This window comes from Mycobacterium sp. NGS61 (assembly GCF_059812325.1).
In genome coordinates this window covers 1-23,497 of record NZ_JCALCL010000003.1, presented here as the reverse complement: position 1 = coordinate 23,497, position 23,497 = coordinate 1, and the positions used below count along the sequence as shown (strand labels likewise).

The window sequence follows — 23,497 nt, the reverse complement described above, 5'->3', positions numbered from 1 at the left end:
GGCGTAGCTGTATCCCCCTCTACCCGCGCGGATTCCCAGTCGGGCAGAAACCGGCTCCTGGCTGTGCGGGTGCCCGAGTACCGTTGACAAAACATGGCTTGAACTGCACTTATTATCCCCTGGAGGTCATGGCGCGAGGACCGTCTGGGTGGTTCGTCCTCCCGGTCGAATGGATGCGGAGTGTTTCACCAGTCGATCATTCTCACCAATCGCGTGATTATTGAAGAAACCGCGGGCGGTCGCACATAAAGCGTCCGCAGAGCATCTAGTAAAAAGCGTTCCGGGGACAAGCGATGTTGGCTTGCCCAATAGCAGCTAAAAGGAAGAAAAGAGATGATCATTTCATCTTCAGTCGAAGACCGTGCCTTTACGCTGGCGAATGTCGAGCCAGCGGCTACTCCCATCGAGCAGCTATTGCGTACCTGCGAACTCGACATCTATGGTCACCGTGGATTTGTGAGTGAAACACACAATTTCTTCCCGCACGCACCGATGCCCCAGGGCCTCCCTGCGCAGTGGTCCGTATGGGATGAGTACGTGCAACAGATACCGGACTGGTATCGAGCCGGACGAGTGTGTAAGCAGCTGGTCGACCTACCCGTCTTGGATCCGGCCGACTTGCCCGACCAATACCTGGTTCGCGCCAACATGGTTCTGGGCGTTCTGGCTCTTGGCTTCAAATATTCCTGGCAAGAGATGTTCGAAAGCGGTCAGGATGCCAGTGCGGCATTGCGGCGCCAGATTACGGCCGCGGGCGACAATGTGCTCGACCCGATCCGCCGACAAATCATCGAGCCATGGGAGGCGGTCTGGCGCCGGATGGGCCGGCACCGATCTTGCGTGGAGAGCGATCTGTTCGTCGCCAACTTCGTCTGCGCCACGGGTGCGCCCTACGCATCGAACAACATCACCGGGGACAACGCGAAGTTGCTGGTTCCGTTCTTCGCAACCCGCACCGAGCACCGATTCTGGTTCTCTGTGGTCGAAATCTGTTCTCGTTTCCCAGGGGTCAGCGCGCCACTCGAGTTGCAGCGCGCGATGCGGGCACACGATCACGCACGGGTGGCGGCCGAACTGGTTCGGCTGGCACAACTTTGGCAATCGATTGTCGAAGACGTTCTTGCTTCGGCTGACACCCGAGTCAGTGCCATCGAATGGGGCAACACCACTGCCCGCTGGACTGCCGCCATGTCGGAGGGCGAAGAAGGCTTCTCGGGATTGTTCTCCCCTGCCTGGCATGTGATGGATCAGCTCATCGGTCGCACGAAATACGACTCGTTCCTCGGCCAGATCATGATTCGGACCAGAGCGATGTTGCCACCCGCCTGGCAACAGCTCGTCGCCGCTGTCGGTGAAATGCCTGTTTCCGAATACGTCGCTGAACATCGTGCGGAGTGCGCTCAACTGGACGAGGCCTACCACTTCCTCTGTCAGAGTTATGGATACTTTTTCCAGTCACATCACCGGAAGGTATTCGCGTATTCGTATCAAGCGATTCTCAGCGGTCGCGAAAGAAGCAACGGTGGAATCGAAGGCACTGCAGCGACGCCGGGCTGGGAACTTGCAAACCGGCACCTACGGGTCAGCGCCAACGAACGGCTGAGTGGGCCACGGCGAAATCATCTCCCCTTCGAGGTGTCGCCCACCTGCCATGGGAATGCCCAACTCTTGGCGTTGCCGTCGCGTGACCTCGGCTGGCTGCCGGGCGACCGTGCCGAGATCGCTGTCGAACGCGACGACGGGACATCGGTGTCGGTGCTGGCAAATTTCGTGTCCGAAGATCGCGAAAATGGCAGAACCTTCTTCTGGCTACCCGATCCGATCGAGGTCGGACGGGTCCGTTCAGTTGAGCGGCGCCCCAGCGCATTTTGCCGTCCGCCCAAGCGGCCGGCGCCTGTCGTCGTCTTCGCCGACCTGAGCTGCGTGGGCATTGCGCTGGCCATTGCACGTCACGAGTATGCGAGCACGCCGGCCATCTTCCTGGAAGGCGCGGAAATTCCCCGCGATCTTCTCCCGATGGTGAACCTCGGCACGACGATTCAACCCCACCGGGACCTCTCTGTCGTACTTCCGCGTGAGGCTCGAGACCTGCAGCGATTGCTCGATTGCGGGGCCCACGTGTACGTGCTCGGCGGTACCGCGTTCGTGCGCCGAATCCATGCCGCACTGCGTCATGCCATTGGACTGCACTCAGCCCTGGTTGACGACACGATGCGGCGATTGCGGGAAGAGCGTCGCCTGAACTTCTGCGTGCAGGTGGATTCCAGTCCGGTCGTACCGAATGCACGCTTCTATCCGTGGGATATTGCTACCGCAACCGACCCACGCCGTCGAGTGCGCGTCATTTGCAAAAGCAAAGTGCTCAACATCACGTCATTTCTCGCAATTCACCTCGGCGGCGACACGATCTTGTCAATGCTGGCCGGCACCGACATCACCAGGGAGTTCGAGATCGCGCATGGGAATGCGGCGAAGACGCTCGGGATGCCCGACGTGTTTGTCGAAGGCACAGCTGTGCCGATGCCGACTACCCTGCAACCGCTGACGGCATTCATTTATAAAGTGGTCCGCTACACCAACGCATTCGCGGTCACGCAGGCCGAGGTGCTGCGTAACAATGAAGCGGATCTCTACGTGCAGGCTTGTGGTCTATCGAACGCGCTCGAACTGTGGCCGGAAACCACTATGTGGGGTCAGGAACTTGCGGAGCAGCTGGGAATCGATTCCCAACGTCTCTCCGCCCTGACGGATATGTGCACGACGCAGCACAAGGAAACCATCGACTTCATCAAGCGATGTATGGCAGATCCGGATTCGCTTGAGCGGTGGGCAGACTATTTAGCCTGCTGTGTCGCCACGTACGAAGATTATGGCCGAATGCTGACGCTGCGGCTTTGCGACGTACTGCGGCGCGCGTACGCCGAACCCGACGGCGCCACCACTGTCGCCGAGGATGCTGCCGTGCAGATCCACGACGTGCTGGGGCGATTCGCGGCGAGTTGCTTTGACACCCTCCGATTCGGCAGGTCAACGCATGCCGAGCGTTGAACATTTGCGGGGAAAACTTCGGGGCCGCCTGCTCGTGCCGGGCGACAAAGACTACGACTCGGCACGACGGATCTGGAACGGTCGGATCGACAAACATCCGGGTGCGATCATTCAATGCCGCGGCGTGTCCGACGTCGTCGAGACAGTGCGTTTCGCCAATGCGCAGGAGCTTCAGATTGCGGTGCGGGGCGGCGGACACAGCGTCGCCGGACACGCCATGATCGACGGGGGAATCGTTGTCGACTTGAGCGGCCTCAAGGGAGTTGTCGTTGCGCGGGAGGCCAAAACGGCGTGGGCTGAAGCGGGCCTGCTGGGAAACGAACTCGACAATGAAACACAGCAATTCGGCCTAGCGACGCCGCTCGGCACCGTTTCACATACGGGCATATCGGGTCTCACCCTGGGCGGTGGCTACGGTTGGCTGTCGCGCAGCCACGGCCTCGCCTCGGACAACCTTCTGGCGGCGAATGTGGTTACCGCCCAAGGGGATTACATCCGCACAGATCGCGACACCCACGCAGACTTGTTCTGGGCGATCCGCGGCGGCGGCGGGAACTTCGGCATCGTCACCTCGTTCAAGTACGCACTGCATGACGTGGGACCGGACGTGTTCGGCGGATCGATTGCATTTCCGATCGCAGACGCAGCGACGATCCTCGATTTCTATCGGGACTTCACCCAGGGTTGCAACGATGACGTGACGCTCTATCTCTATTTCATGCATCTCGACGGTGAGTTCGCTTGTGTGCTGACGCTGCTGTCCAGCCTTTCCGCCGGGGACAACGACCGGTTGGCTGGGTGCCTGCGCTCGCTCGGCACGCCCATCCGGGACCAAATCGGCCTGGTGCGTTACTCGGCGTTGCAAAGCATGCTCGACAATGATGTGCCGCATGGCGGGCAATACTATTGGCGTGCCGGCTACCTGGGTGAGGGATCGCTGACCAGCACGGCGACGAAAACCCTCATAGAGAACTTGACGCAGATTACGTCGCCACAAAGTCTGGTTTCACTGGAGCACGTGGGCGGACAGATCAACCGCGTCGCATCATCGGAAACTGCTTTCCCCCATCGAGATGCGGCCTACAACCTCCTCATTTGTTCGGCGTGGTCGCGCGGACAGGAATCTGCGCGCCATGTGCGGTATGCCGACGATTTCTGGCAGGCGATGTCGCCCTACCTGTTAGGCAAGGCGCTTTACCAAAATTACGGAAGCGGCGATGCGCGCGCGATCTACGCCGGCAACTACACAAGGCTGGCCGAACTGAAACTCAGATTTGATCCGCACCAACGATTCAGCGGCAACAGACAGTTCGCCGACATCTAGAAAGGCACCATGCTGTGAACGCCACCCACTTCTATTCAACCTTTGAAGGCCTCATGCAGTCGGCCCTCGAAAAGGGCTTGGAAGATTTCCGGCAGAGCAAATTCCTTGACTACTGCAGGGAATACCACGACTTTCTCTGGGCGGACGAGCAGTACACGCACGTCCACCGCAAGCGGCTGCCGCACGCGCCGTACGAATTCGCGGCACGCTTCGTCGGAATACCGATGATGAACCTCCTGCTGCAGATGGGTGTTCACACCAACGCCTGGTTCCCCGGTTACTACGACATCGAAGATGAATACACGAACGGTCGTCAACCGCCACGGCATCCGAGCGGCCGTGTTTCACAAATGGTTCTGTTCGCCAACAGTGACGCGGGCTTGGAAAAATTGTGCATGGTGACGATCACCTTCCAAATTCTGCACACCGATCTGGACGGCGACTTCGGCTTCAAGGTGCCCGAGGTGTCGATTGTCGAGACGTACTGCGATGAGCCGGAAAGCTATGTCCGCCTGATCGGCCCCAACGATCCTGTCGAGGAATATCATCTGCTGGGCGAATCGTGGGTGATCTGAGGAAGACTCGCCCGCGCCGCCGCCGTGTCGTTCACTCGAATTGCACCGGATAGGTTCAATTCGACGACGATTCAGAAGGTTTCGGCGCTGACCAGCCCTACGGGGCGTTAACGTACCGACGGGAGTCGACACGTCGGGCACTCTCGTACAGTGCGGATCGAGATCGCGGCATCGTCCGACGTGTCTGTGCTGCAACACTACTCGTCGTCGATCATGCCGAAAGATATGGGCAGTGCGTACTGATACCTAACAGTCTGTGCTGCAGTGATATTCACATACCCCGCCTGTGACGAGTCCGGGCTGCCAGCCGTGTCGTTGCGCGTTTATCCGATCGAAAGCTGTTGCGGCATAACACTAGTCAAATCAGATGATCTTCGACAGATCTGCATCAACCTGGTCCGGGATGCGGTACAGTGCACGCATGCAAACCCAAAATGTAGAGAAGACAAAGACTTTCGAAGATCTCATCGCAGAGGCCATGGCTGCGCCTACGCCGGGTTGGGATTTCTCGTGGCTCGAAGGCCGCGCCACGGAGGAACGCCCATCCTGGGGGTATCAGCGATTGATGAGCGAGCGATTGGCCGGCGCGTCAGCGGCGTTGGATCTGCAGACCGGATGTGGCGAGGTGCTGGCGGGGGCGGAGAAGTTTCCGCCGACCATGGCCGCCACCGAATGGTATCCGCCCAACGTAGCCCTTGCGACAAAAATCTTGCATCCGCGCGGCGTGGTGCTGGTCGCCACCAGCGACGAGCCGGTCCTGCCATTCGCCGACGAGGCGTTTGACCTGGTAACCAGCCGCCACCCGCACGACGTCGGGGGCTGGTGGACTGAGATCGCGCGCGTGCTCACGCCCGGCGGCACCTATTTCGCCCAACACAACGGTGCCGACACGATGGTCGAACTCATCGAGTTCTTCCTCGGGCCGCAGCCCGGTGCAGGGGCCGAGCGCCAGCCCGAGGTCGAAAAGCGGCAGGCGGAGGCGGCCGGGCTGGAGATCGTCGATCAGCGGTTGGAGCGGCTGCGCGTGGAGTTCTTCGACATCGGGGCAGTTATCTATTGGCTGCGCAAGGTGATCTGGGCGGTCCCCGACTTCACCATCGAACGCTACTCTGACCGCCTGTTCGAACTTCACCAATCTATGCAGGACAACGGTCCCTTCGTCACGCGCTCCGTTCGCATGCTCGTTGAAGCCCGCAAGCCCGATCACTATCGCCCGGGAAGTGCGTGAGCATCTTCTCCGAATAGGTGCAGCGCGGTCGTTCCCGCGGCGTCGGGCCTGATTAGTCAGAGGCCGGCGTCGCGGGTGACCCGAGCGAAGCGGCTGTCGGGCGCACCGGCATCCCGTACCGCCGCGACATCACCGACGATGTCGACGTCGTCCAGAACCTCCACGAGGTCGACCTCGATCCCGTTGTCGCGCAATGCTTTCAGCGTGAGATTACCGGTGTCGGCTTGGGACATCGGCACGCTACGCAAACATTCGGCGTCGGTGGGTGCCTGCAGTCCGAGCACCCACCAACCGCCATCCCGCGCGGGCCCCAGCACGGCCTGAGCACGAAGTAGGCGTTGCGCGCAACTGGTCAGCAGCGGCGCGGTCACCTGAGGCGTGTCCATTCCGATCTGCAGCACCGCGTGCCCCGCGGCGCCTGCGTCGGCGTGCGCATTGGCGAGCCTGTCGGCGAAGTCCACCCCGCGTTGCCCGATCACGGTGAAGGACTCGAGCCGACGGCGGATCTCGTCGCCTCGGGCGGCCGCGTCCAGGTCGCCGACCAGTGCCACCACCGTGGCTGCCACCGGTGTCGCGGCCACCGCATCCAGCGTGTCCAGCAGCGCGGCGGCGGCGATCTCGGCGGCGGTCTGTTCGCCGACGGATGCGGCCAGGCGAGTCTTGGCACGGCCGGGCTCCGGCGCCTTGGCGACCACCAGCAGGGTCACCGGCATCGCCGTCATGAAATCACCTTCCAGAAATCCAGCACGGCGGTGATGCTGCCCCGCAGCGAACCGCTGACCTTCGATTTGCCGCCCGTGCGGGGGCCGTAACTGACGTCGAGTTCGACCACGCGCCAACCGGCGGCCGCGGCGCGGACCAGCAACTCCAGCGGATAGCCCGAGCGCCGATCCACGACACCCAGATTCAGCAACGCTTCCCGGCGGCCGACCCGCATCGGCGCGATGTCGTGCACCGGCAGGCCGTGCCGGGTCCGCAACCGCCAGCTCATTACCACGGTGCCGATCCGGGCGACCCACGGCCAGTGCAGCCCGGGCACCGGTCGCCGCCGGCCAATCACCAGGTCGGCACCGCGACCCAGTTCGTCGACCAGCCGAGGCAGGTCGGCGGCGTTCATCGAACCGTCGGCGTCGATGACCGCCACGATCGAGGTAGTCGCGGCGACGACTCCCGCGTGCACCGCCGAGCCGTAACCCGGCTGCGGTTCGACGACCACGTCCGCACCGTGGCGGCGAGCCACCCCGGCCGTGTCGTCGGTGCTGTTGTTGTCGACGACCAGCGCCCGGTAGCCGGCCGGAATGGCGGCAAGCACCGCCGGCAGCGACTCCTCCTCATCGAGGCAGGGCAACACCACCGTCACCTCGGGTGCCATCGGGTTAGCCAATGTGACCTACCGCCTGCTGGCGCAGCGGGGCGAACGCGAAGTCGCGCAGCCCCACGAGCGGGTCGACGGCCGCGCTGAAGCCCAGCACCTCGGCGGCCCGGCCGGGGTCGGCGACGATATGCCGAACGTCGCCACTGCGGTACTGGCCGGTGACGACCGGGGTGAACTCGCAACCGCGGGCATCGCACAGCGCGTTGGCCACCTCGAGGATCGAGATGGGCCGTCCGGAGCAGACGTTGACCGCCGTGAAATCGCCGCGATCGGTCGTGCAGCCGGTCACTGCCGCCAGGTTCGCGGCGGCGATGTCGTCAACGTGAACGAAGTCGCGCATCTGGCCACCATCCTCGAATACCCTTGGTGCCGCACCATTTTCAAGTGACGAGCGGAAGATCGCCGCGACACCGGAATACGGGGTGTCGCGGGGCATTCCGGGACCGTAGACGTTGTGGTAGCGCAGCGCCACCACTGAACCGCCGGCCGATTCCGACCAGGCCAGCGCGTAGTGCTCCTGCGCGGTCTTGCTCGCCGCGTACAGGCTGCGCGGGCGCAGAGGTGCGTCCTCGTCGACCAGTCGCCACTGCAGTTGCTCACCGCCCACCGGACACCTGTGCTCGAATATGGCGGCGTCCAGGTCCGCCGGGCGGCGTGGTAGCGGATCGACCGGTCCGTGCTCGGGGCACGCGTAGCGCCCCTGCCCGTACACCACCATCGACGAAGCAAGCACCAAACGTCGGATCCCGGCGGCGTACATCTGCGCCAGCAGTACCGCGGTGCCGAAGTCGTTGTGGCCGCCGTAGGCGGGCGCGTCGGCGGCGTTCACCCCGGCGCCGACCATCGCAGCCTGATGACATACCAGATCGACACCGGCGAGCAGCGGGGCCAACGCCTCGCCGTCCCGGACGTCGACCCGGTGGCATCCCGACGGCAACTGCGCATCGACACCATGGGCAGCCGGCAACAGGAGGTCGACGCCCACCACCTCGTGGCCGGCGGCGCGCAGAGCGGCGCCCACCCGGGACCCGATGAATCCGGCGGCCCCGGTCAGCAATATCCTCACGGCTGTGCCAGCGGCACGCGGGGGTTGAACAACTCCATCTTCTCCTCGTCGTTCTCGTCGGACCAGCCCCACCGTACGTGTCCGCGTGGGCCGGCCGCCAAAGTGCTTGCTGCGTGGGAGATCTCGACTCCTTTCGGCCGCGCGGCAGCGACCCGGCGCGGTGTGGTGGGTTACCACGCTGCCGTCACGGCGAATCCGGGTGTGACGCCCGCGGCAGGGTGGCTGCGGGGCTGACCGCTCGCGGCTCGTCGGCAAGCCCGAACAGCGCGCGGTCACCTGTCATCCGTCCCCTGTGCCCGACTCCGCCTGATACGAAACACCTGATCACAGGGTTGTGGCGAGCCGCGAGCGAAAATTTCGTGTTTTGAAATCAAGCTGACGGCAATCCACCCGGCGCTCGGTTCCGAATACCGGATGAATGCACCCACGACGCGAACGGCATGGTGATGTACGTCTTCAGAACAACCCGGACAGCGCCGGTGACCCCGCTGGCCACGGACGCTCTGCGAGTTCCACAGTGAGCGTCGACGCGCGCGAGGCGGTGTCCAGATCAGCCGATTTGATCTATCGCTCGGCTGCAGCAGGCCGCTTGTGCTGGGCGCGGGACCATCGCGGCCAGCGCCGCGATCTGCCGATGGTGCGCTGGCTGGGTGGGCAGCAGACCACGCCGCAGGACCGGCTCGCTGACGAGCACGTCCTGGGCCTGTGCTCGCCCCGGCCCACTCTCGATGTGGGTTGTGGCCCGGGACGATTCACCGCAACGCTGCAGGAGCGCGGCCTACCTGCACTCGGAGTCGACAGTTCAGCGGCCGCGGTCGAGATGACACGACGTCGCGGGGGCGCCGCGATTCGGCGCGACTTGTTCGCCCCGATGCCGGCCGAGGGCAGCTGGCAGCAGATCCTGTTGATTGACGGCAACATTGGCATCGGCGGGAACCCGGTCCGGACTCTCAGACGGGCCGCCGACCTGCTCGCCCCCGGCGGTGTCGTGATCGCCGAGATCGATTCGCCGACGACCACGGTCTGCTTCGAGATCCTGCGTTGGGAAACCGAACATCATCTCGGCCAATGGTTTCCGTGGTCGCGCGTCGGAATCCAGGCGCTCGGTGGGATCGCTTACGCCGCCGAATTCTTCGTCACTGAGGTGATCGAAGTGCACGGTCGGGTGTTCGCCGTCCTGACGGATGCAGCGCGTCGGCGGTTCGGCGCCAGCGCCGGCATCCCCGCTTGAAGCCTTTATCATCAAGGCACTGAACCTGCTGTGACAGAAACTGATTCGCCACCCGAGAACGGGGCGCGTCACGCATTTCCGGCTCCGCTGTGGCGCGCACTGGAGCGCCACCCTCCCCCGGGATCGCGTCGGCTGCAACTCTTTAGCAGCCCTCTGCGCGGCCCGTGGCTGACGTCGGTGTTCGGTGCAGCGCTGCTGATCGGGTTACCGGTGGTGATCCTGACCGGCCTGCTGTCCTATATCGCCTACGGTCCACAGTTCGGTCAGGCGTTCCCGCAGGATGTGGGTTGGCTCAAGCTACCGACCTTCGATTGGCCGAGCCGGCCATCATGGCTGTACCGGCTGACTCAGGGCGTGCACGTCGGTCTGGGCCTGATACTCGTGCCGGTGGTGTTGGCCAAGCTCTGGTCGGTGATTCCGCGGCTGTTCGCGTGGCCGCCGCTACGCTCGATCGCGCAACTGCTGGAGCGGGTGTCGTTGTTGATGCTGGTGGGCGGCATCCTCTTCGAACTCGCCACCGGGGTGCTCAACATCCAGTACGACTACCTCTTCGGATTCAGCTTCTACACCGCGCACTATTACGGGGCGTGGGTGTTCATCGCCGGCTTCGTCGTCCATGTAGTGATCAAATGGCCAAAGATGTTGGCCGGACTACGGTCTCGGTCAATTCGCGAGATATTGCGCACCTCGCGCGCCGACACCCGTCCGGAACCTCCCGACGCCAGCGGGCTGGTGGCCGCCGACCCCGCTCCCCCCACGCTGAGTCGCCGCGGGGCACTTGCCCTGGTCTCCGGCGGGGCGCTGTTCGTTGCCGCACTCACCGCAGGCCAGACCCTCGGTGGCGGCATCCGCAGGACGGCCCTGCTGTTGCCGCGGGGACGCAGCCGCGACGGTGATTTCCAGGTCAACAGAACCGCTGCGGCCGCGGCCATCACGCCCGCCGACACAGGCGCGGACTGGCGGCTCACCCTGCGCGGGCCGGGACGAAAGCTCATAATGGACAGGGCCGCCCTCCAGTCGATGGCGCAATACACCGCCGAACTGCCGATCGCCTGCGTCGAAGGGTGGTCGACGACGCAGACGTGGACCGGAGTCCGCCTGGCTGATCTGGCCGCACTGGTCGGGACGCCGAACCCCACCCGGGCCACGGTGCGATCACTGGAACGCGCCGGTGCCTTCAATCAGGCCGTGCTGCAGGCCAACCAGATCGGCAATCCCGACTCGCTGCTGGCGCTTCGGGTCAACGGCGCTGACCTGTCGGCGGATCACGGCTATCCCGCGCGCATCATCGTGCCCGCGCTGCCGGGGGTGCACAACACCAAGTGGGTACGGTCCATCGACTTCGGAGCATCCTGAAATGCGTGCCCGGTTCACCGCGTGCTACGGGGCCGACCCACTGCATCTCCTGGGCACGGTCGCGGCGTTGGCATTGGCAGGTTATGTCGTAATCCTGTTGGGCCCGAACGGGCTATGGAATTCCAGCGTCTGGTGGCAATCGATCGGCGTCTGGTTCCTGGCGGCGATCGTTGCACACGATCTCATCCTGTTTCCGCTCTACGCGCTGGCCGACCGGTCGCTGATCAAAGCCCTTGCCGCCGTGCGTATTCAACGTTCAGCGCCCGCGCCGCGCGTCTCGCCGCTCAACTACCTGCGCGTTCCGACCCTGGCCGCGGGACTGTCGCTACTACTGTTCTTCCCCGGCATCATCGAGCAGGGTGGGCCGAGCTATGCCGCGGCCACCGGGCAGGATCAGCAACCCTTCCTCGGGCGCTGGCTGCTGCTCGTCGCCGCGGTATACGGACTCAGCGCGCTGGCCTACGCCGCTCGCCTCGCAATACTGGGGCGTCGCGCGAAATCGACCGACCTCACCGTCTGACCATGGCCATAAGGTGGGGTGTTGTGAAAACCGGCCGTCGCGAAGTCATCGCGGTCTCGCTGGGCATCGTGCTGGTGGTCGCGGCTTTCCTGGTGCCCTTCCTGCACCTGGGCATCGTCACACCGCTGAAGAACAGTTCGGCGCAGGCGATCCACGCGGTCGCCGACACCGCACCGATCTTCGGCTGGTGGAAAGCCCATGTGGGCTGGGGCAGCATCGCCGCGCTCGCGATCGGTCTTGCCGCGGTCATCTGGGGGACCGGCCTGGCGCAGCGATTGTCGTGGCGGACGCTCACGCTCGCCACGTGGGCCACGTCGTGCGGGTGGGCGTTCGCGCTGGCGATGATCGACGGCTGGCAACTCGGGTTCGCGGGACGGCTGGTCACCCAACACGAATATCTGCGGCAGGTACCGGCCGTCACCGACATCCCGGAGATGTTGCGGACGTTCGCCAGCCGCATTGTGGACTTCCAGCCGAACTCGTGGATCACCCACGTCTCCGGCCATCCCCCCGGCGCCCTGCTCACCTTCGTCTGGCTGGACCGCATCGGACTGGGGGGTGGTGCGTGGGCGGGTGCGTTCTGCCTGCTGGTCGGGTCGAGCGCGGCCGCCGCCGTGATCGTCGCGGTGCGCGCCGTGGCCGACGAGCCGACCGCCCGGTTGGCCGCGCCGTTCGTTGCGGTCGCGCCGACCGCGATCTGGATCGCGGTGTCCGCCGATGGCTACTTCACCGGTGTCGCCAGCTGGGGCATCGCCCTGCTGGCGCTGGCGGCGAGTCGCAGCGTGCGCCGGCCGCTGCTGGCGGCGGCCGGCGCCGGCCTGCTGCTGGGCTGGGCCGTCTTCCTGAATTACGGGCTGGTGCTGCTGGGTTTGCCGGCGGTGGCGGTGCTGATTGCGGTGCGCAATCGTCGAGCGGCGCTGACCACGTTGGCTGTGGCGGTTCCGGCGGCGATGGCGGTAGCGCTCACCTTTGCCGTGACAGGCTTTTGGTGGTTCGACGGCTACACACTGGTCCAGCAGCGTTATTGGCAGGGCATCGCGATGAATCGGCCGTTCCAATACTGGGGTTGGGCCAACTTCGCCTCAGTCGTCTGCGCCGTGGGCCTCGGCAGCGTCGCCGGCTTGGGCCGGGTCTTCGACCTGCCGGCAATTCGGCGGCTATCCGGTCTGCATCTGCTGGTGCTGGCGGCACTAACCGCGATCCTGTGCGCAGATCTGAGCATGCTCAGCAAGGCCGAGACCGAACGCATCTGGCTGCCGTTCACGGTGTGGTTGACGGCGGCTCCGGCGCTGCTGCCGCGATCATCGCAGCGCTGGTGGCTGGCGCTCAACGTGGTCGGCGCGCTGGTGCTCAACCACGTCATCCTGACCAACTGGTAGCCCGCTACGTTCGCCAAGCAGCGCGGCGCGTTGCCCGAGCCGAGGCGTTACTCGCACAGAGATCGCTGACGTGAACGAGCTCGACCCCGAGGTCGTTCAGAACGCCGCACCGAGACTTGGCCGCACTCGCGGCGAACCGTCGGCAAAGGCGTGTTGACCAGGCTCCCCCGGAAGGACTCGAACCTTCAACCCTTCGGTTAACAGCCGAATGCTCTGCCAGTTGAGCTACAGGGGACTATCAGTCCAACGAACGCTGGCGCTGACCGCGGGACGACTCTAGCGTACTGGCAGGGCTGTACCCAATTAGACCCAACCGGCGCTTGCGCAGCCGTTGCCGAACAGATGAGGCAGGATGGAGCCAATGCATTTCATCTCGGAGGGATCGCTTTGATCGGGTATGTCGCCGTATTGGGGGTGGGCTACGTGCTGGGCACGAAGGCCGGACGTCGCCGCTACGAGCAGATCGCCGGCACTTACCGGGCCGTGACCAGCAGCCCCGTGACCAGATCGCTGATCGAGGGGGGCCGGCGCAAGATCGCCAACCGAATCTCCCCCGACACCGGATTCGTGACGTTGGCCGAGATCGACGCCGGGACCACCGTCGTCGAACGCAGCGCGCAGGACCTGAATCCAACGGTCGAGGCGCAACCTACGCGGTGAGGTCGTTGCCGCTGGCCTGCTCCAGCAGGCTGCGCCGGTAGGCCTCCATCGCGACCAGGTCGCCGAACAACGCGTGGTATTCGTCGCCCTGTTCGATCGGCGACATGCGCTGCAGTTTGGACTTCACCTCGGCGATCTGCCGACCCATCCACACCTCCTGCAGCCGGGCCAGTACCCCGGAGATGTAGCGCGGCAACTGCTCGTCGTCGGCGCGGATCGTCTCGACGCCCAGCTCACTGATCAGACCGGCGGTCAGGGACGACTTGGTCTGCTGGCGCACCATGTCCAGCCATTGGCCGCCGCTGACGCCGATCGAGGTGCCGCCCGCCGTCTCGATCGCGGCCCGCACGGCGGCATAACCCGGATGCGTGAAGCTTTCGACGGTCAGGGTGTCGAACACCGGACCGGCCAGCGCCGGATACTGCAGCGCCGATTTGAGCGCCTCACGCTGCGGCCACAGCGTCGGGTCACGCGGATCGGGCCGGGCCACGCCGGGATCGGCGGCCGCCGCGTCCGGGTTGGCCGCAACGGGGTCCCGCGCCGGACGCCGGGACGGCTTCGCGCCGACGGACCCGCCGCCGCTGCGGGATTTTTTGGCCTCACCCCGCACCCGGTCGATGACCTGCGCGACGTCGTCCCACCCGACCCAGCCGGCGAGCTGGCGTGCGTACTCATCGCGCAGCGTCGGGTCCTTGATCTGGCCCACCATCGGCACGCAACGACGCAGCGCGGCCACCCGGCCTTCGGCGCTGTCCAGGTCGATCTCGGCCAGTGCGGTGCGAATCGCAAACTCGAACAACGGGGTTCGCCGGGCCACCAGATCGCGCAGCGAACCGTCACCGGCCTTCAGCCGCAGGTCGCACGGGTCCATGCCGTCGGGCGCGACCGCCACGAAGGACTGGCCGGCCAGATTCTGCTCGCCGGCGAAAGCCTTGAGCGCGGCGGCCTTACCGGCGTCGTCACCGTCGAAGACGTAGATCAACTCGCCCCGGAAGAAGCTGTCGTCCATCATCAGCCGGCGCAGCATGGCCAGGTGCTCGTCGCCGAACGCGGTGCCGCAGGACGCGACCGCGGTGCTGACCCCGGCCAGGTGCATGGCCATCACGTCGGTGTAACCCTCCACCACCACCGCCTGGTGTCCCTTGGCGATATCGCGTTTGGCGAGGTCGATCCCGAACATCACCGCGGACTTCTTGTACAGCACGGTCTCGGGGGTGTTGACGTACTTGGCTTCCATCGGGTCGTCATCGAACAGCCGGCGCGCACCGAACCCGATCACCTCGCCGGCCGAGCTGCGGATGGGCCACAACAGTCGCCGGTGGAACCGGTCGATGGGGCCGCGGCGCCCCTGCTTGGAGAGTCCCGCAGCTTCCAGCTCCTTGAACTCAAAACCTTTGCGCTGCAAATGCTTTGTCAGTTTGTCCCAACCCGAGGGGGCGAATCCGCAGCCGAAACGGCGGGCGGCCTCGGCATCGAAGCTGCGCTCGGTCAGGTATTGGCGGGCCGGGGCGGCCTCAGCGGACTCCAACTCCTCGGCGTAGAACGCCGCGGCCGCCGCGTTGGCGGCGACGAGTCTGCTACGGCTGCCGCGGTCGCGTTGCACGCTGGTGGCCGGGCCGGTGTAGCTGATCGTGTGGCCGATCCGGTCGGCCAGCATCTCGACGGCTTCCACGAAGCTGACGTGCTCGATCTTCTGGATGAAGGCGTAGACGTCGCCGCCCTCGCCGCACCCGAAGCAGTGGAAGTGGCCGTGGTTGGGGCGGACGTGAAAGGACGGCGATTTCTCGTTGTGAAACGGGCAGAGACCTTTGAGCGAGTCGGCACCGGCGCGCTTGAGTTGGACATAGTCGCCGACGACGTCCTCGATCGCGGCCCCGTCCCTGATGGTGGCGATGTCGCGATCGGATATTCGGGACCGACCGCCGGGACGGCCGGCGTCCCTGGAACCCGCCGGACTCGACACGGGCTCAGTGTAGGCCGTTGCCCGGACGCTTACCGGCCGTGCTGTCGATGCGTTCCAGTCGCCCCTCGGTGTAGGAGGCGATCTGATCGACGATGACCCGCAGCCGCGCCTGGTCGTCGGCCGCGGCATTGAACGCCGCGGCAAACATCGGGTCCAGGGTCTGCGGGGCGCCGGTCTGCAGCCAGTGCGCCACCCGGTGAATCCGCTCGCGCTGCCGGGCCTGAGTTTCCAGGTGGCGTGGGTCGGACATGATGAATTGCAGCGCAAGTATTTTCAGCACTGCAACCTCGGCCCGGACCAGATCCGGCACGTGCAATTCGGCCTGGTAACGCACCAGCGGCGCTGGCCCGGCCGCCGAGCGGGTAGTCGCGATGGCAGCTGTGGCAAACCGTCCGACCAGCTCGCTGGTCAGCCGCTTGAGCGCGACCGCCGCCGCCAATGTGGCGTCGTACTTACCGACGGCGGCAACCACCGGCAGCCCGGACAGCCGGCGCGCGGCCTGCATCAAGTCGTCGGCTCCAACCTGGGGAAACTCGTTCTCCCCCAGCTTGGCCAATCCAGCGGCTTCGTCCTCGTCGGCGAGCACCCGCAGGTCGATGCGTTCGGAGACCACACCATCTTCGACGTCGTGCACGGAGTAGGCGACATCGTCGGCCCAGTCCATGACCTGGGCCTCCAGGCAGGTGCGCCGACCCGGGGCGCCGGCGCGCGCCCAGGCGGCAGCCTCCCGGTCGTCGTCGTAGAAGCCGTACTTGCGCTCTCCGGCGCTGCGCGACCACGGATACTTTGTGACCGCGTCCAGCGCGGCGCGGGTCAAGTTCAGCCCCGCGCTACGCCCTTGTCCGTCAAGAACTTTGGGCTCCAGGCTGGTCAGGATACGGAAGTTCTGCGCGTTTCCCTCGAAACCGCCGTAGGCGTCGGCGACCTCGTTGAGCGCCCGCTCACCGTTGTGCCCGTACGGTGGGTGGCCGATGTCGTGGGCCAGACCGGCCAACTCGACGAGATCCAGATCGCAGCCCAGGCCGATCGCCATCCCGCGCCCGATCTGGGCCACCTCGAGCGAGTGGGTGAGCCTGGTGCGCGGCGTGTCGCCTTCCCGTGGCCCGACCACCTGGGTTTTGTCGGCCAGCCGGCGCAGCGCGGCGCTGTGCAGCACGCGCGCCCGGTCGCGGGCGAAGTCGGTGCGGTGCTGACCTTCGGTACCGGGCAGACCCGCACTCTTCGGCGCTTCGAGTACCCGCCGCTCGCGGTCGAAGTCGTCGTAAGGGTCGTCCCGATCTGTATTCACCGCCCCACAGTCTGCCAGCGGTCGATGTCACTCTTCCCAGCCAGCCGGATACCGGTTTAGGCAGGACGGTCAGGGGTATCAACAGGCTCACTGGGTCGGATCCAGGGTTGAAGAAAACTGGCGGGTCTCGACAGGTTTCCGGTGCGTCGTCGCCGCGATCAGACCTGATCTTGACATTCCCCGCTCGTGCGCCCGACCGGCCCGCCCACAGTGTGCCGCCGGGCGAATCCCTTGCGCAGTTCAGGAGTGGATCAATAGTGACGAAGTACGTGCACAACAAACGTTGGATGCGCCGACTGGCAACCGCCGCGTGCGCGGCGGCCACCGTCCCGGCGTTACTCGGGGTGGTCGGCAACGAACCGGCTGCGCGGGCCGCTGCGCCCGAATTCCTGCAGGTGCCCTCCGCGGCGATGGGCCGCAACATCACCGTGGAGTTCCAGCAGGGTGGTGCCCCGGCGGTCTACCTGCTCGACGGACTGCGGGCCCGCGACGACCGCAACGGCTGGGACATCGAAACGAACGCGTTCGACGAGTACCAGGGGTCCGGTATGTCGGTGGTCATGCCGGTCGGCGGACGCTCCAGCTTTTACGCCGACTGGTACGGGTCGGCAAACGGCGCCACCTACAAATGGGAAACCTTCCTGACCAGTGAGCTACCGGCCTACCTGGCGGGCAAGGGCGTCCGCACCACGCGCAATGCCGTCGTCGGCGTCTCGATGTCCGGATCGTCGGCACTGATCCTCGCCGCCTACCATCCCAGTCAATTTGCCTATGCCAGTTCGCTTTCGGCGTACCTGACACCGTCCAGCGGCAACGGACCCACGCTGATCAAGTTCGCGATGAACGACGAAGGCGGTTTCAACCCCGAAGACATGTGGGGCCCGTCGGGCGGACCCGGGTGGCAGCGGCACGATCCCACCGTTCAGGCCGGGCGACTGGCCGGCAACAACACCCGCCTGTGGGTGTACAGCGGCAACGGAACACCCTCGGAACTGGGGCAGAACAGCCTCCCGGGCCAGGTCATCGAGCAGGTCGTACTGCAGAGCAACGTCGACTTCAAGAACGCCTATACCGCGGCCGGCGGACGCAACGCCACCTTCAACATCGACGGCAGCGGTGTCCATGGCTGGAGCTATTGGAACGCACAGTTGGTCGCGATGAAATCCGACATGCAGCGGACGCTGGGAGCCGGTGGCGGGCAGGCCTGACTGCTGGCCGGCCGGGATGGGGTGCGGGCCCTGCGCGGACCGCACCCCGTCCACGGGGCCGCAATGGTCGAAATGACGGTCGCCGGAGCTAAGTTAGCGCTATGCGCATTGTTCGCCTGCTGGGCGTGATCCTGACCATCGTCACCGTCGGCCTGACCGGCGGGCTGCTGGCAGCGCCGCAGGCGCAGGCGCAGCCACCGTTCCGGTTGCCGGGCTACGTCACCGACAACGCGGGCGCGCTGTCGGAGTCCGGTCGGGCCGCGGTGACGGCGGCGACCATCAAGCTCTACGGCGAACGGCGCATCCGGTTGTGGGTGGTCTATGTCGACACCTTCTCCGGGCTGGACAGTCAGACGTGGGCCGAGCAGACCTTCCGGGCCAGCGATCTGCACAGCAGCGACGCGTTGCTGGCGGTGGCCACCACCGACCGTGCGTACGCCTTCCTGGCGCGCAGCGGCTTGCCGGGCGTCAGCGCCCGACGGGTCGACGACCTGCGCCGCAACCAGATCGAACCGGCGCTGCACAACAGCGACTGGAGTGGGGCGGCGGTGGCCGCCGCGGACGGACTCAACAAGCCACCGAAGTCGACGTGGTCACCGCAGTTGCTCATCACGCTGGCGGCCATCGTCGCGGCCATCGGGGTGCTGCTGCTGATCCTGTTGCTGGTGATGCGCCGGCGTGCGCGGCGGCGCCGGGCCGATGCCCTGGCGGCGGCGCGACGGGTGGATCCCACCGATGCGACCGCGCTGGCCGCGGTCCCGTTGGACATCCTCGACGAGCTGTCCCGCTCGAAGGTGGTGGAAGTCGACAATGCGGTACGCACCAGTTCCAACGAGCTCGCACTGGCCATCGAGGAATTCGGCGAACAACGCACCGCACCGTTCACCCAGGCCGTGAACAACGCCAAAGCTGCACTGGCGCAAGCATTCACGGTGCGCCACCAACTCGACGACAGTATCCCCGAAACGCCTGCACAACGACGTGAACTGCTCACCCGGGTGATCGTCGCCGCGGCCGCCGCGGACCGTGAGTTGGAGTCCCAGACCGAAGCCTTCGAGCAGTTGCGTGATCTGGTGATCAACGCGTCGTCGCGGCTGGATACGTTGACCCAGGTGTATGTGGAACTGACCAGCCGGGTGGAGCCCGCCACCCAGCACCTGGCCGAGTTGCACAAAGAATTCGGTGCCGCGGCGCTGGCTTCGGTTTCGGCCAACGTGGACACCGCCAGAGATCGGCTGGAGTTCGCCGACCGCAACATCGCCACGGCCCGCCAATTGGCCGGCCACGCGATGAGCGGCCAGCAGACGCGACTGGCGGATTCGGTGCGCAGCGCCGAATCCGCGCTGGGACAAGCGCGTTCGCTACTCGATGCGGTGGACAGCGCAGCCGACGACATCCGGTATGCCGTCGACAACTTGCCGTCGTTGCTGTCTAACATCCAGACCGGCATCCGGCGCGCCAACGAGCTGCTGCAGAAGGCGCCGGGCAACAACGCAGCGCACACCGGTGAGCTCATCGCTGCGCGCGACGCCGCCGCCAGGGCGGTGGACAGTGCGGGCGGCCCGGCAGGGGTGCGAGGCACGTCGGACCCGCTGAGTACTTTCGCGCGGCTCACCAAGGCCGACGCCGAACTCGACCGGCTGGTGGCCACGGTGTCCCAGGAGCAGGCGAACACCGAACGCCTCCGGCGCTCGCTGGAGCAGGCGCTGTTCACCGCGGAATCCCGGGTACACGCGGTATCGGAGTACATCGACACCCGGCGCGGCAGCATCGGGCCCGAGGCAAGGACTCGGCTCGCGGAAGCCAGGCGCCAACTCGAGGCCGCTCAGCAGCGAAAGTCGTCGAACCTCAACGATGCGATCGCTTACGCCAACGGTGCCTCGACCCGGGCAGCCGAGGCGCAGGCACTGGCCAACGCCGACGTGCAGGCGGCCCAGCGCGCCTTCACCCGGCGCAACGACAGCGACACCGGCGCGGTACTGGGTGGCATCATCATCGGCGATCTGCTCAGCGGTGGCATGCGGGGCGGATTCGGTGGTTGGAGCCCGACATCCTTCGGCGGGTCGGGCTCTTCGGGATCATCCGGCGGCGGCTTCCTGGGTGGCGGCGGCCGGTTCTGAGCAGAAAGAACTGCGCACGCCCACTCGCGTTACCGCGAGCAAGCGTGCGCAGTCAGTGGCCGTGGCGGGCGCACCGACCAGCGGTGCGCCGCCCCGAACCGGGAACTTCTCTCAGGCCCAGCTGGACCCGACGGCGCTGTCAGTCTGCGCCATGTTGTTGCCGGCACTCTGGACCTTCTGGCCGTGAGTGTTGGCCTGCTCGTAGATCACCTGGAAGTTGCGGCCCAACTGGGCGATGAACTCCTGGCAAGCTACCGAACCGGCGCCGCCCCAGAAGTCACCGGCAGCCAGCACATCGCGAACGATGGCCTGGTGCTCGGCCTCCAAGTTGGCAGCCTGGGCGCGAATGAGAGCGCCGTGCGCGTCGACATCGCCGAACTGGTAATTGATTGTCATTGAACCTGTTCTCCTTGGTCTGTGAATGTTGTTAAGATGCAGCGGCTTTCGCCGCCGTCAGAGTTAGCTGCTCAGGATCTGCTGCGAAGCCTGTTCTTGCTGCTCGTAGTTGTTCGCGTCGCGAACCAACCCGTCGCGCACCCCGTGCAACATGTTCACGATGTTGCGGAAAGCGGTGTTCATCTGACCCATGGTGTCCAGCGAGGTGGCCGAGGCCAGACCGCTCCAGCCCGCACCCGCGATGTTCTGCGAGGACGCGTACATGCGACGGGCCTCGTCCTCGACGGTCTGGGCGTGGGTCTCGAAACGACCCGCCATGGCCCGCATTGCGTGCGGGTCGGTCATAAAGCGAGTTGCCATGTTGCTTTTCTCCTTATTGGTTGTGGAAGTGTTTTCGGATTTCCAGTGTTCGATCGATGTGATTACTGGCTTCGTGACGTCCCGAAGCCGTCAATCACCCGTAGCCAACGACAGTCTTGACCCCTTCTCTCATCCGGCTGCCGGCGAATGCGGGACCACGCTGCTACCGCGTGGCATCTCGAAACGTGGTTCGGCGTTCTCCGCTTCCCACTGTTTCCACTCACCCCACTCATCCCACTCGTCGTTAGTTGGTTCGATCGGTTCCGGATCGACCGCACCAGGCACCACGACGACGTCTTCGACACCAGCTTCGGAGTCCTTCGACCAGTGGTCGTAGTCATCCGGCGGGACAGCGGTACCCCAGCTCAGCGGAACTGACAATCCGCCTAGCATGCCCGACTCGCCCCGCTTCGCCGCCACAGAGTCGGGCGGCAGGGGCGGACCCAGAGGCAGAAGCACGCTGTCTCCTTCCAATGACTTCCAAACTGATGTCAACACACGCACTCAATGGCAAGCACAACCACCAAGCTCTCGAATCTTAAGACAATCCACGCTGCTATACCCCTAAAATCTCGGAATAATTTTTGGCGCAGCGTGCACTTTCCGGCCTTGCTGCCGACCGGTGCGCCGCCCCGGGCCGGTGGCCCCCGCCCGGGCCTCTGCTAAGCCGGCCCACCGTGTCCGTCGGGGGCGGCCGTCGGAAAAAACTTAGTCAATCCCACATTCCTGATCGATTTCTCAAAGAGCTGGTCGGCGACTGCAATTCGGGCCGCGGGTCCCCCAGTCCAACGTGGTCAGCGGCGTGGTCGCGCCTCAGTCGCTGCGCCGTGTTTCTCAGCGCTACGCCAGGATTGACCGACGGGCCGGCCCAGTCCTGGGCAGCGGGAAATCACTGCCGGCGAACGAGTTCCGCTACCCCGGCAGCCGGTTGTAACGTCCTTCGAGATGTGGTGCACGGTGCTGGTGTTAGCTCTTGTGGCGACCGCCGATCCGGTTCGGATCGCGGTCAGCGCGGCGCTTTCGGCGCGTCCCCGCGCCGTTGGCCCCCTGGTCGCGTTCTGGCTCGGCGGTGTCGCGATCAGCGCCACCATGGCGGTCGGGGTGTTGTTCGGATTGCGCGATCGCACAGTCGCCGTCGTGCACCGGCTGCAGATCGCCACTGCCACTTCCACCGCCGGACACGTTCAGGTGGCAATGGGCGCCGTGGCCTTACTGATTGCAGCGACCGCGGTTGGCCTGGCGTCGCGGCGTTCGCGGTTGCCGATGACGGCACCCCGACCGACGCCCTTCGCCAGGTGGTCGTCCCGCGCCCGCTGCGCCTTGCTCGCCCGGCCGGTTGCGGTGGCGTTCGCCCTGGGGGTCGGGATGCTGATCGACTTCCGGTTGCTTGCCGCGCTCACCGCGATCGTCGCCTCAGGCGCCGCGGCAGGCATCCAGCTCGGCGCTGCCGGGTTGTACACCCTGGTGGCGTTGGCCTTCGTCGAACTCCCCCTGATCGGTCGGCTGGCGGCACCCGCCAAGACCGATCAGGTGATGTCGGCGGTGACCCGGTGGGCAGCAGCCCGCCGGCAACAGCTCTTCGGAGTCGTCATCGCACTGCTGGGCGCGTTCCTGCTGAGCCGCGGATTGGCCTACCGCTGAATAAGCTTGCACCACATGCGATCTGACCCCTGAGCTGACAAAGGCGCGGACGACGCAGATCCCCCGATGCGTCACCCGCGCCTTTGACGTCGTTGGTTATCCGACTCCGGTCCGCGGGATCACGCTGGGCCGGTTCTGCACCACGTGCGGACTCGCCCCGCCGCGGCCCATCATGCCGCCGGGCATGCCTTGTCCAGCGCCACCGCCACCCATGGGCATCGGCATCATCGGCATGCCGCCGCCTGCAGCACCGGCACCGGCACCGGCGGCCTGAGCCATCTCCGCGGCGTTCATCCCGACACCCGACATCGCCGAGCTGGCCATGCCCTTGGGCACCGACCCCTGCCAGGTCGGCGGCACCGACATCGCACCCACCAGGCGCGCATTGCCCAGGCCGGCCGCCATCCCGGCGCCCAATCCAGCGCCACCACCGGCACCCAGGCCCTTCATTGGATTGACGTCGCTGGCCAGCGCCGGCATGGCGCCCAGATCGGCCGCTGTCGTCGCACCCGCCAAACCTGCGGTTCCGGCGCCGGCAGTCTGTCCCAGCTGCATCATCGGACCGATCAACATGCTGGCCGGCATCGCCCCCGCCTGCACCACCGACATCGCCATGTCCAGTGGCACCGCGGCCGCCGCCGACTGCACGCCCGCAACCAGGGCGGGCGCCGCCGCGGCGACGCCTTCGGCCACCGGGCTCAGCGCCGCCGTGGCCGACGAAGCCAATCCCGCAACATGCCCGTTGACCGTCGTGACCAA

General features: G+C 65.6%; 21 protein-coding genes and 1 tRNA gene. 12 read left to right on the top strand and 10 right to left on the bottom strand.

Features of this window, described 5'->3' with window-relative positions:
- Positions 1-333 precede the first annotated feature (333 nt).
- From AC5Y3Z_RS07730 to AC5Y3Z_RS07715, 4 genes are all read left to right on the top strand, one after another.
- On the top strand, positions 334-3,048 hold the full coding sequence (locus tag AC5Y3Z_RS07730; RefSeq protein ID WP_463824755.1) for a cytochrome b5 domain-containing protein: 2,715 nt from the start codon (positions 334-336) through the stop codon (positions 3,046-3,048).
- Positions 3,035-4,372: an FAD-binding oxidoreductase gene (locus tag AC5Y3Z_RS07725; protein ID WP_463824756.1), complete on the top strand. Its 1,338-nt coding sequence runs from the start codon at positions 3,035-3,037 to the stop codon at positions 4,370-4,372. Before AC5Y3Z_RS07730 ends, AC5Y3Z_RS07725 begins: the two co-directional genes overlap by 14 nt.
- 14 nt (positions 4,373-4,386) lie before the next feature.
- The gene (locus AC5Y3Z_RS07720) at positions 4,387-4,947 is read left to right on the top strand and encodes a hypothetical protein (protein ID WP_463824757.1); all 561 of its coding nucleotides are present in this window, start codon (positions 4,387-4,389) and stop codon (positions 4,945-4,947) included.
- A 421-nt stretch (positions 4,948-5,368) separates the two neighbouring features.
- Positions 5,369-6,175, top strand: a complete 807-nt coding sequence (locus AC5Y3Z_RS07715) for a methyltransferase domain-containing protein (protein ID WP_463824936.1) — start codon at positions 5,369-5,371, stop codon at positions 6,173-6,175.
- Between the two features lie 56 nt (positions 6,176-6,231).
- On the opposite strand, the gene AC5Y3Z_RS07710 is transcribed toward AC5Y3Z_RS07715, so the two are convergent.
- The 3 genes from AC5Y3Z_RS07710 to AC5Y3Z_RS07700 are packed head-to-tail and all read right to left on the bottom strand — an operon-like array spanning position 6,232 to position 8,616.
- Positions 6,232-6,897, bottom strand: a complete 666-nt coding sequence (locus AC5Y3Z_RS07710; protein WP_463824758.1) for a TIGR04282 family arsenosugar biosynthesis glycosyltransferase — start codon at positions 6,895-6,897, stop codon at positions 6,232-6,234.
- Positions 6,894-7,547 (bottom strand): glycosyltransferase family 2 protein, encoded by a 654-nt coding sequence (locus tag AC5Y3Z_RS07705; RefSeq protein ID WP_463824759.1) that lies wholly within the window; start codon positions 7,545-7,547, stop codon positions 6,894-6,896. Before AC5Y3Z_RS07705 ends, AC5Y3Z_RS07710 begins: the two co-directional genes overlap by 4 nt.
- A 4-nt stretch (positions 7,548-7,551) precedes the next feature.
- The gene (locus AC5Y3Z_RS07700) at positions 7,552-8,616 is read right to left on the bottom strand and encodes an NAD-dependent epimerase/dehydratase family protein (RefSeq protein ID WP_463824760.1); all 1,065 of its coding nucleotides are present in this window, start codon (positions 8,614-8,616) and stop codon (positions 7,552-7,554) included.
- A 517-nt stretch (positions 8,617-9,133) separates the two neighbouring features.
- On the opposite strand from AC5Y3Z_RS07700, the gene AC5Y3Z_RS07695 reads away from it, so the two are divergent.
- From AC5Y3Z_RS07695 to AC5Y3Z_RS07680, 4 genes are all read left to right on the top strand, one after another.
- A complete protein-coding gene (locus tag AC5Y3Z_RS07695; RefSeq protein ID WP_463824761.1) occupies positions 9,134-9,847 on the top strand; it encodes a methyltransferase domain-containing protein in 714 nt (237 codons plus the stop codon).
- 99 nt (positions 9,848-9,946) lie between these two features.
- Positions 9,947-11,203 carry a molybdopterin-dependent oxidoreductase gene (locus AC5Y3Z_RS07690; protein WP_463824937.1) on the top strand — a complete coding sequence of 419 codons (1,257 nt, stop codon included), beginning with the start codon at positions 9,947-9,949 and terminating at the stop codon, positions 11,201-11,203.
- A gap of 1 nt (position 11,204) precedes the next feature.
- On the top strand, positions 11,205-11,723 hold the full coding sequence (locus AC5Y3Z_RS07685) for a hypothetical protein (RefSeq protein ID WP_463824762.1): 519 nt from the start codon (positions 11,205-11,207) through the stop codon (positions 11,721-11,723).
- A 23-nt stretch (positions 11,724-11,746) separates the two neighbouring features.
- Positions 11,747-13,102 carry a hypothetical protein gene (locus AC5Y3Z_RS07680; protein ID WP_463824763.1) on the top strand — a complete coding sequence of 452 codons (1,356 nt, stop codon included), beginning with the start codon at positions 11,747-11,749 and terminating at the stop codon, positions 13,100-13,102.
- A 162-nt stretch (positions 13,103-13,264) separates the two neighbouring features.
- On the opposite strand, the gene AC5Y3Z_RS07675 is transcribed toward AC5Y3Z_RS07680, so the two are convergent.
- Positions 13,265-13,337, bottom strand: a tRNA-Asn gene (locus AC5Y3Z_RS07675).
- A gap of 152 nt (positions 13,338-13,489) precedes the next feature.
- Here AC5Y3Z_RS07675 and AC5Y3Z_RS07670 point away from each other — a divergent pair.
- Positions 13,490-13,762 (top strand): hypothetical protein, encoded by a 273-nt coding sequence (locus AC5Y3Z_RS07670; protein ID WP_463824764.1) that lies wholly within the window; start codon positions 13,490-13,492, stop codon positions 13,760-13,762.
- Here the strand turns inward: AC5Y3Z_RS07670 and dnaG are convergent.
- Positions 13,752-15,725, bottom strand: a complete 1,974-nt coding sequence (gene dnaG / locus AC5Y3Z_RS07665; protein ID WP_463824765.1) for a DNA primase — start codon at positions 15,723-15,725, stop codon at positions 13,752-13,754. The two genes, AC5Y3Z_RS07670 and dnaG, sit on opposite strands and share 11 nt — an antisense overlap.
- 4 nt (positions 15,726-15,729) lie before the next feature.
- Positions 15,730-17,013, bottom strand: a complete 1,284-nt coding sequence (locus tag AC5Y3Z_RS07660; protein ID WP_463824766.1) for a deoxyguanosinetriphosphate triphosphohydrolase — start codon at positions 17,011-17,013, stop codon at positions 15,730-15,732.
- 287 nt (positions 17,014-17,300) lie between these two features.
- Here AC5Y3Z_RS07660 and AC5Y3Z_RS07655 point away from each other — a divergent pair, with 287 nt between their 5' ends.
- On the top strand, positions 17,301-18,221 hold the full coding sequence (locus AC5Y3Z_RS07655) for an esterase family protein (RefSeq protein ID WP_463824938.1): 921 nt from the start codon (positions 17,301-17,303) through the stop codon (positions 18,219-18,221).
- Positions 18,222-18,322: 101 nt separating this feature from the next.
- Entirely contained in the window at positions 18,323-20,341 is a 2,019-nt protein-coding gene (locus AC5Y3Z_RS07650; RefSeq protein WP_463824767.1) for a TPM domain-containing protein, read from the top strand.
- A 111-nt stretch (positions 20,342-20,452) separates the two neighbouring features.
- Here the strand turns inward: AC5Y3Z_RS07650 and AC5Y3Z_RS07645 are convergent, their stop codons facing one another.
- From AC5Y3Z_RS07645 to AC5Y3Z_RS07635, 3 genes are all read right to left on the bottom strand, one after another.
- Positions 20,453-20,737 carry a WXG100 family type VII secretion target gene (locus AC5Y3Z_RS07645; protein ID WP_463824768.1) on the bottom strand — a complete coding sequence of 95 codons (285 nt, stop codon included), beginning with the start codon at positions 20,735-20,737 and terminating at the stop codon, positions 20,453-20,455.
- Between the two features lie 63 nt (positions 20,738-20,800).
- Positions 20,801-21,097 (bottom strand): WXG100 family type VII secretion target, encoded by a 297-nt coding sequence (locus AC5Y3Z_RS07640; protein WP_463824769.1) that lies wholly within the window; start codon positions 21,095-21,097, stop codon positions 20,801-20,803.
- 129 nt (positions 21,098-21,226) lie between these two features.
- On the bottom strand, positions 21,227-21,556 hold the full coding sequence (locus AC5Y3Z_RS07635; RefSeq protein WP_463824770.1) for a hypothetical protein: 330 nt from the start codon (positions 21,554-21,556) through the stop codon (positions 21,227-21,229).
- A gap of 486 nt (positions 21,557-22,042) precedes the next feature.
- Here AC5Y3Z_RS07635 and AC5Y3Z_RS07630 point away from each other — a divergent pair, with 486 nt between their 5' ends.
- Complete coding sequence (locus AC5Y3Z_RS07630; RefSeq protein ID WP_463824771.1) at positions 22,043-22,738, top strand: GAP family protein; 696 nt, start codon at positions 22,043-22,045, stop codon at positions 22,736-22,738.
- Between the two features lie 96 nt (positions 22,739-22,834).
- On the opposite strand, the gene AC5Y3Z_RS07625 is transcribed toward AC5Y3Z_RS07630, so the two are convergent.
- On the bottom strand, positions 22,835-23,497 hold a 663-nt coding region (locus AC5Y3Z_RS07625; RefSeq protein WP_499919713.1), incomplete at its 5' end, for a PPE family protein, SVP subgroup.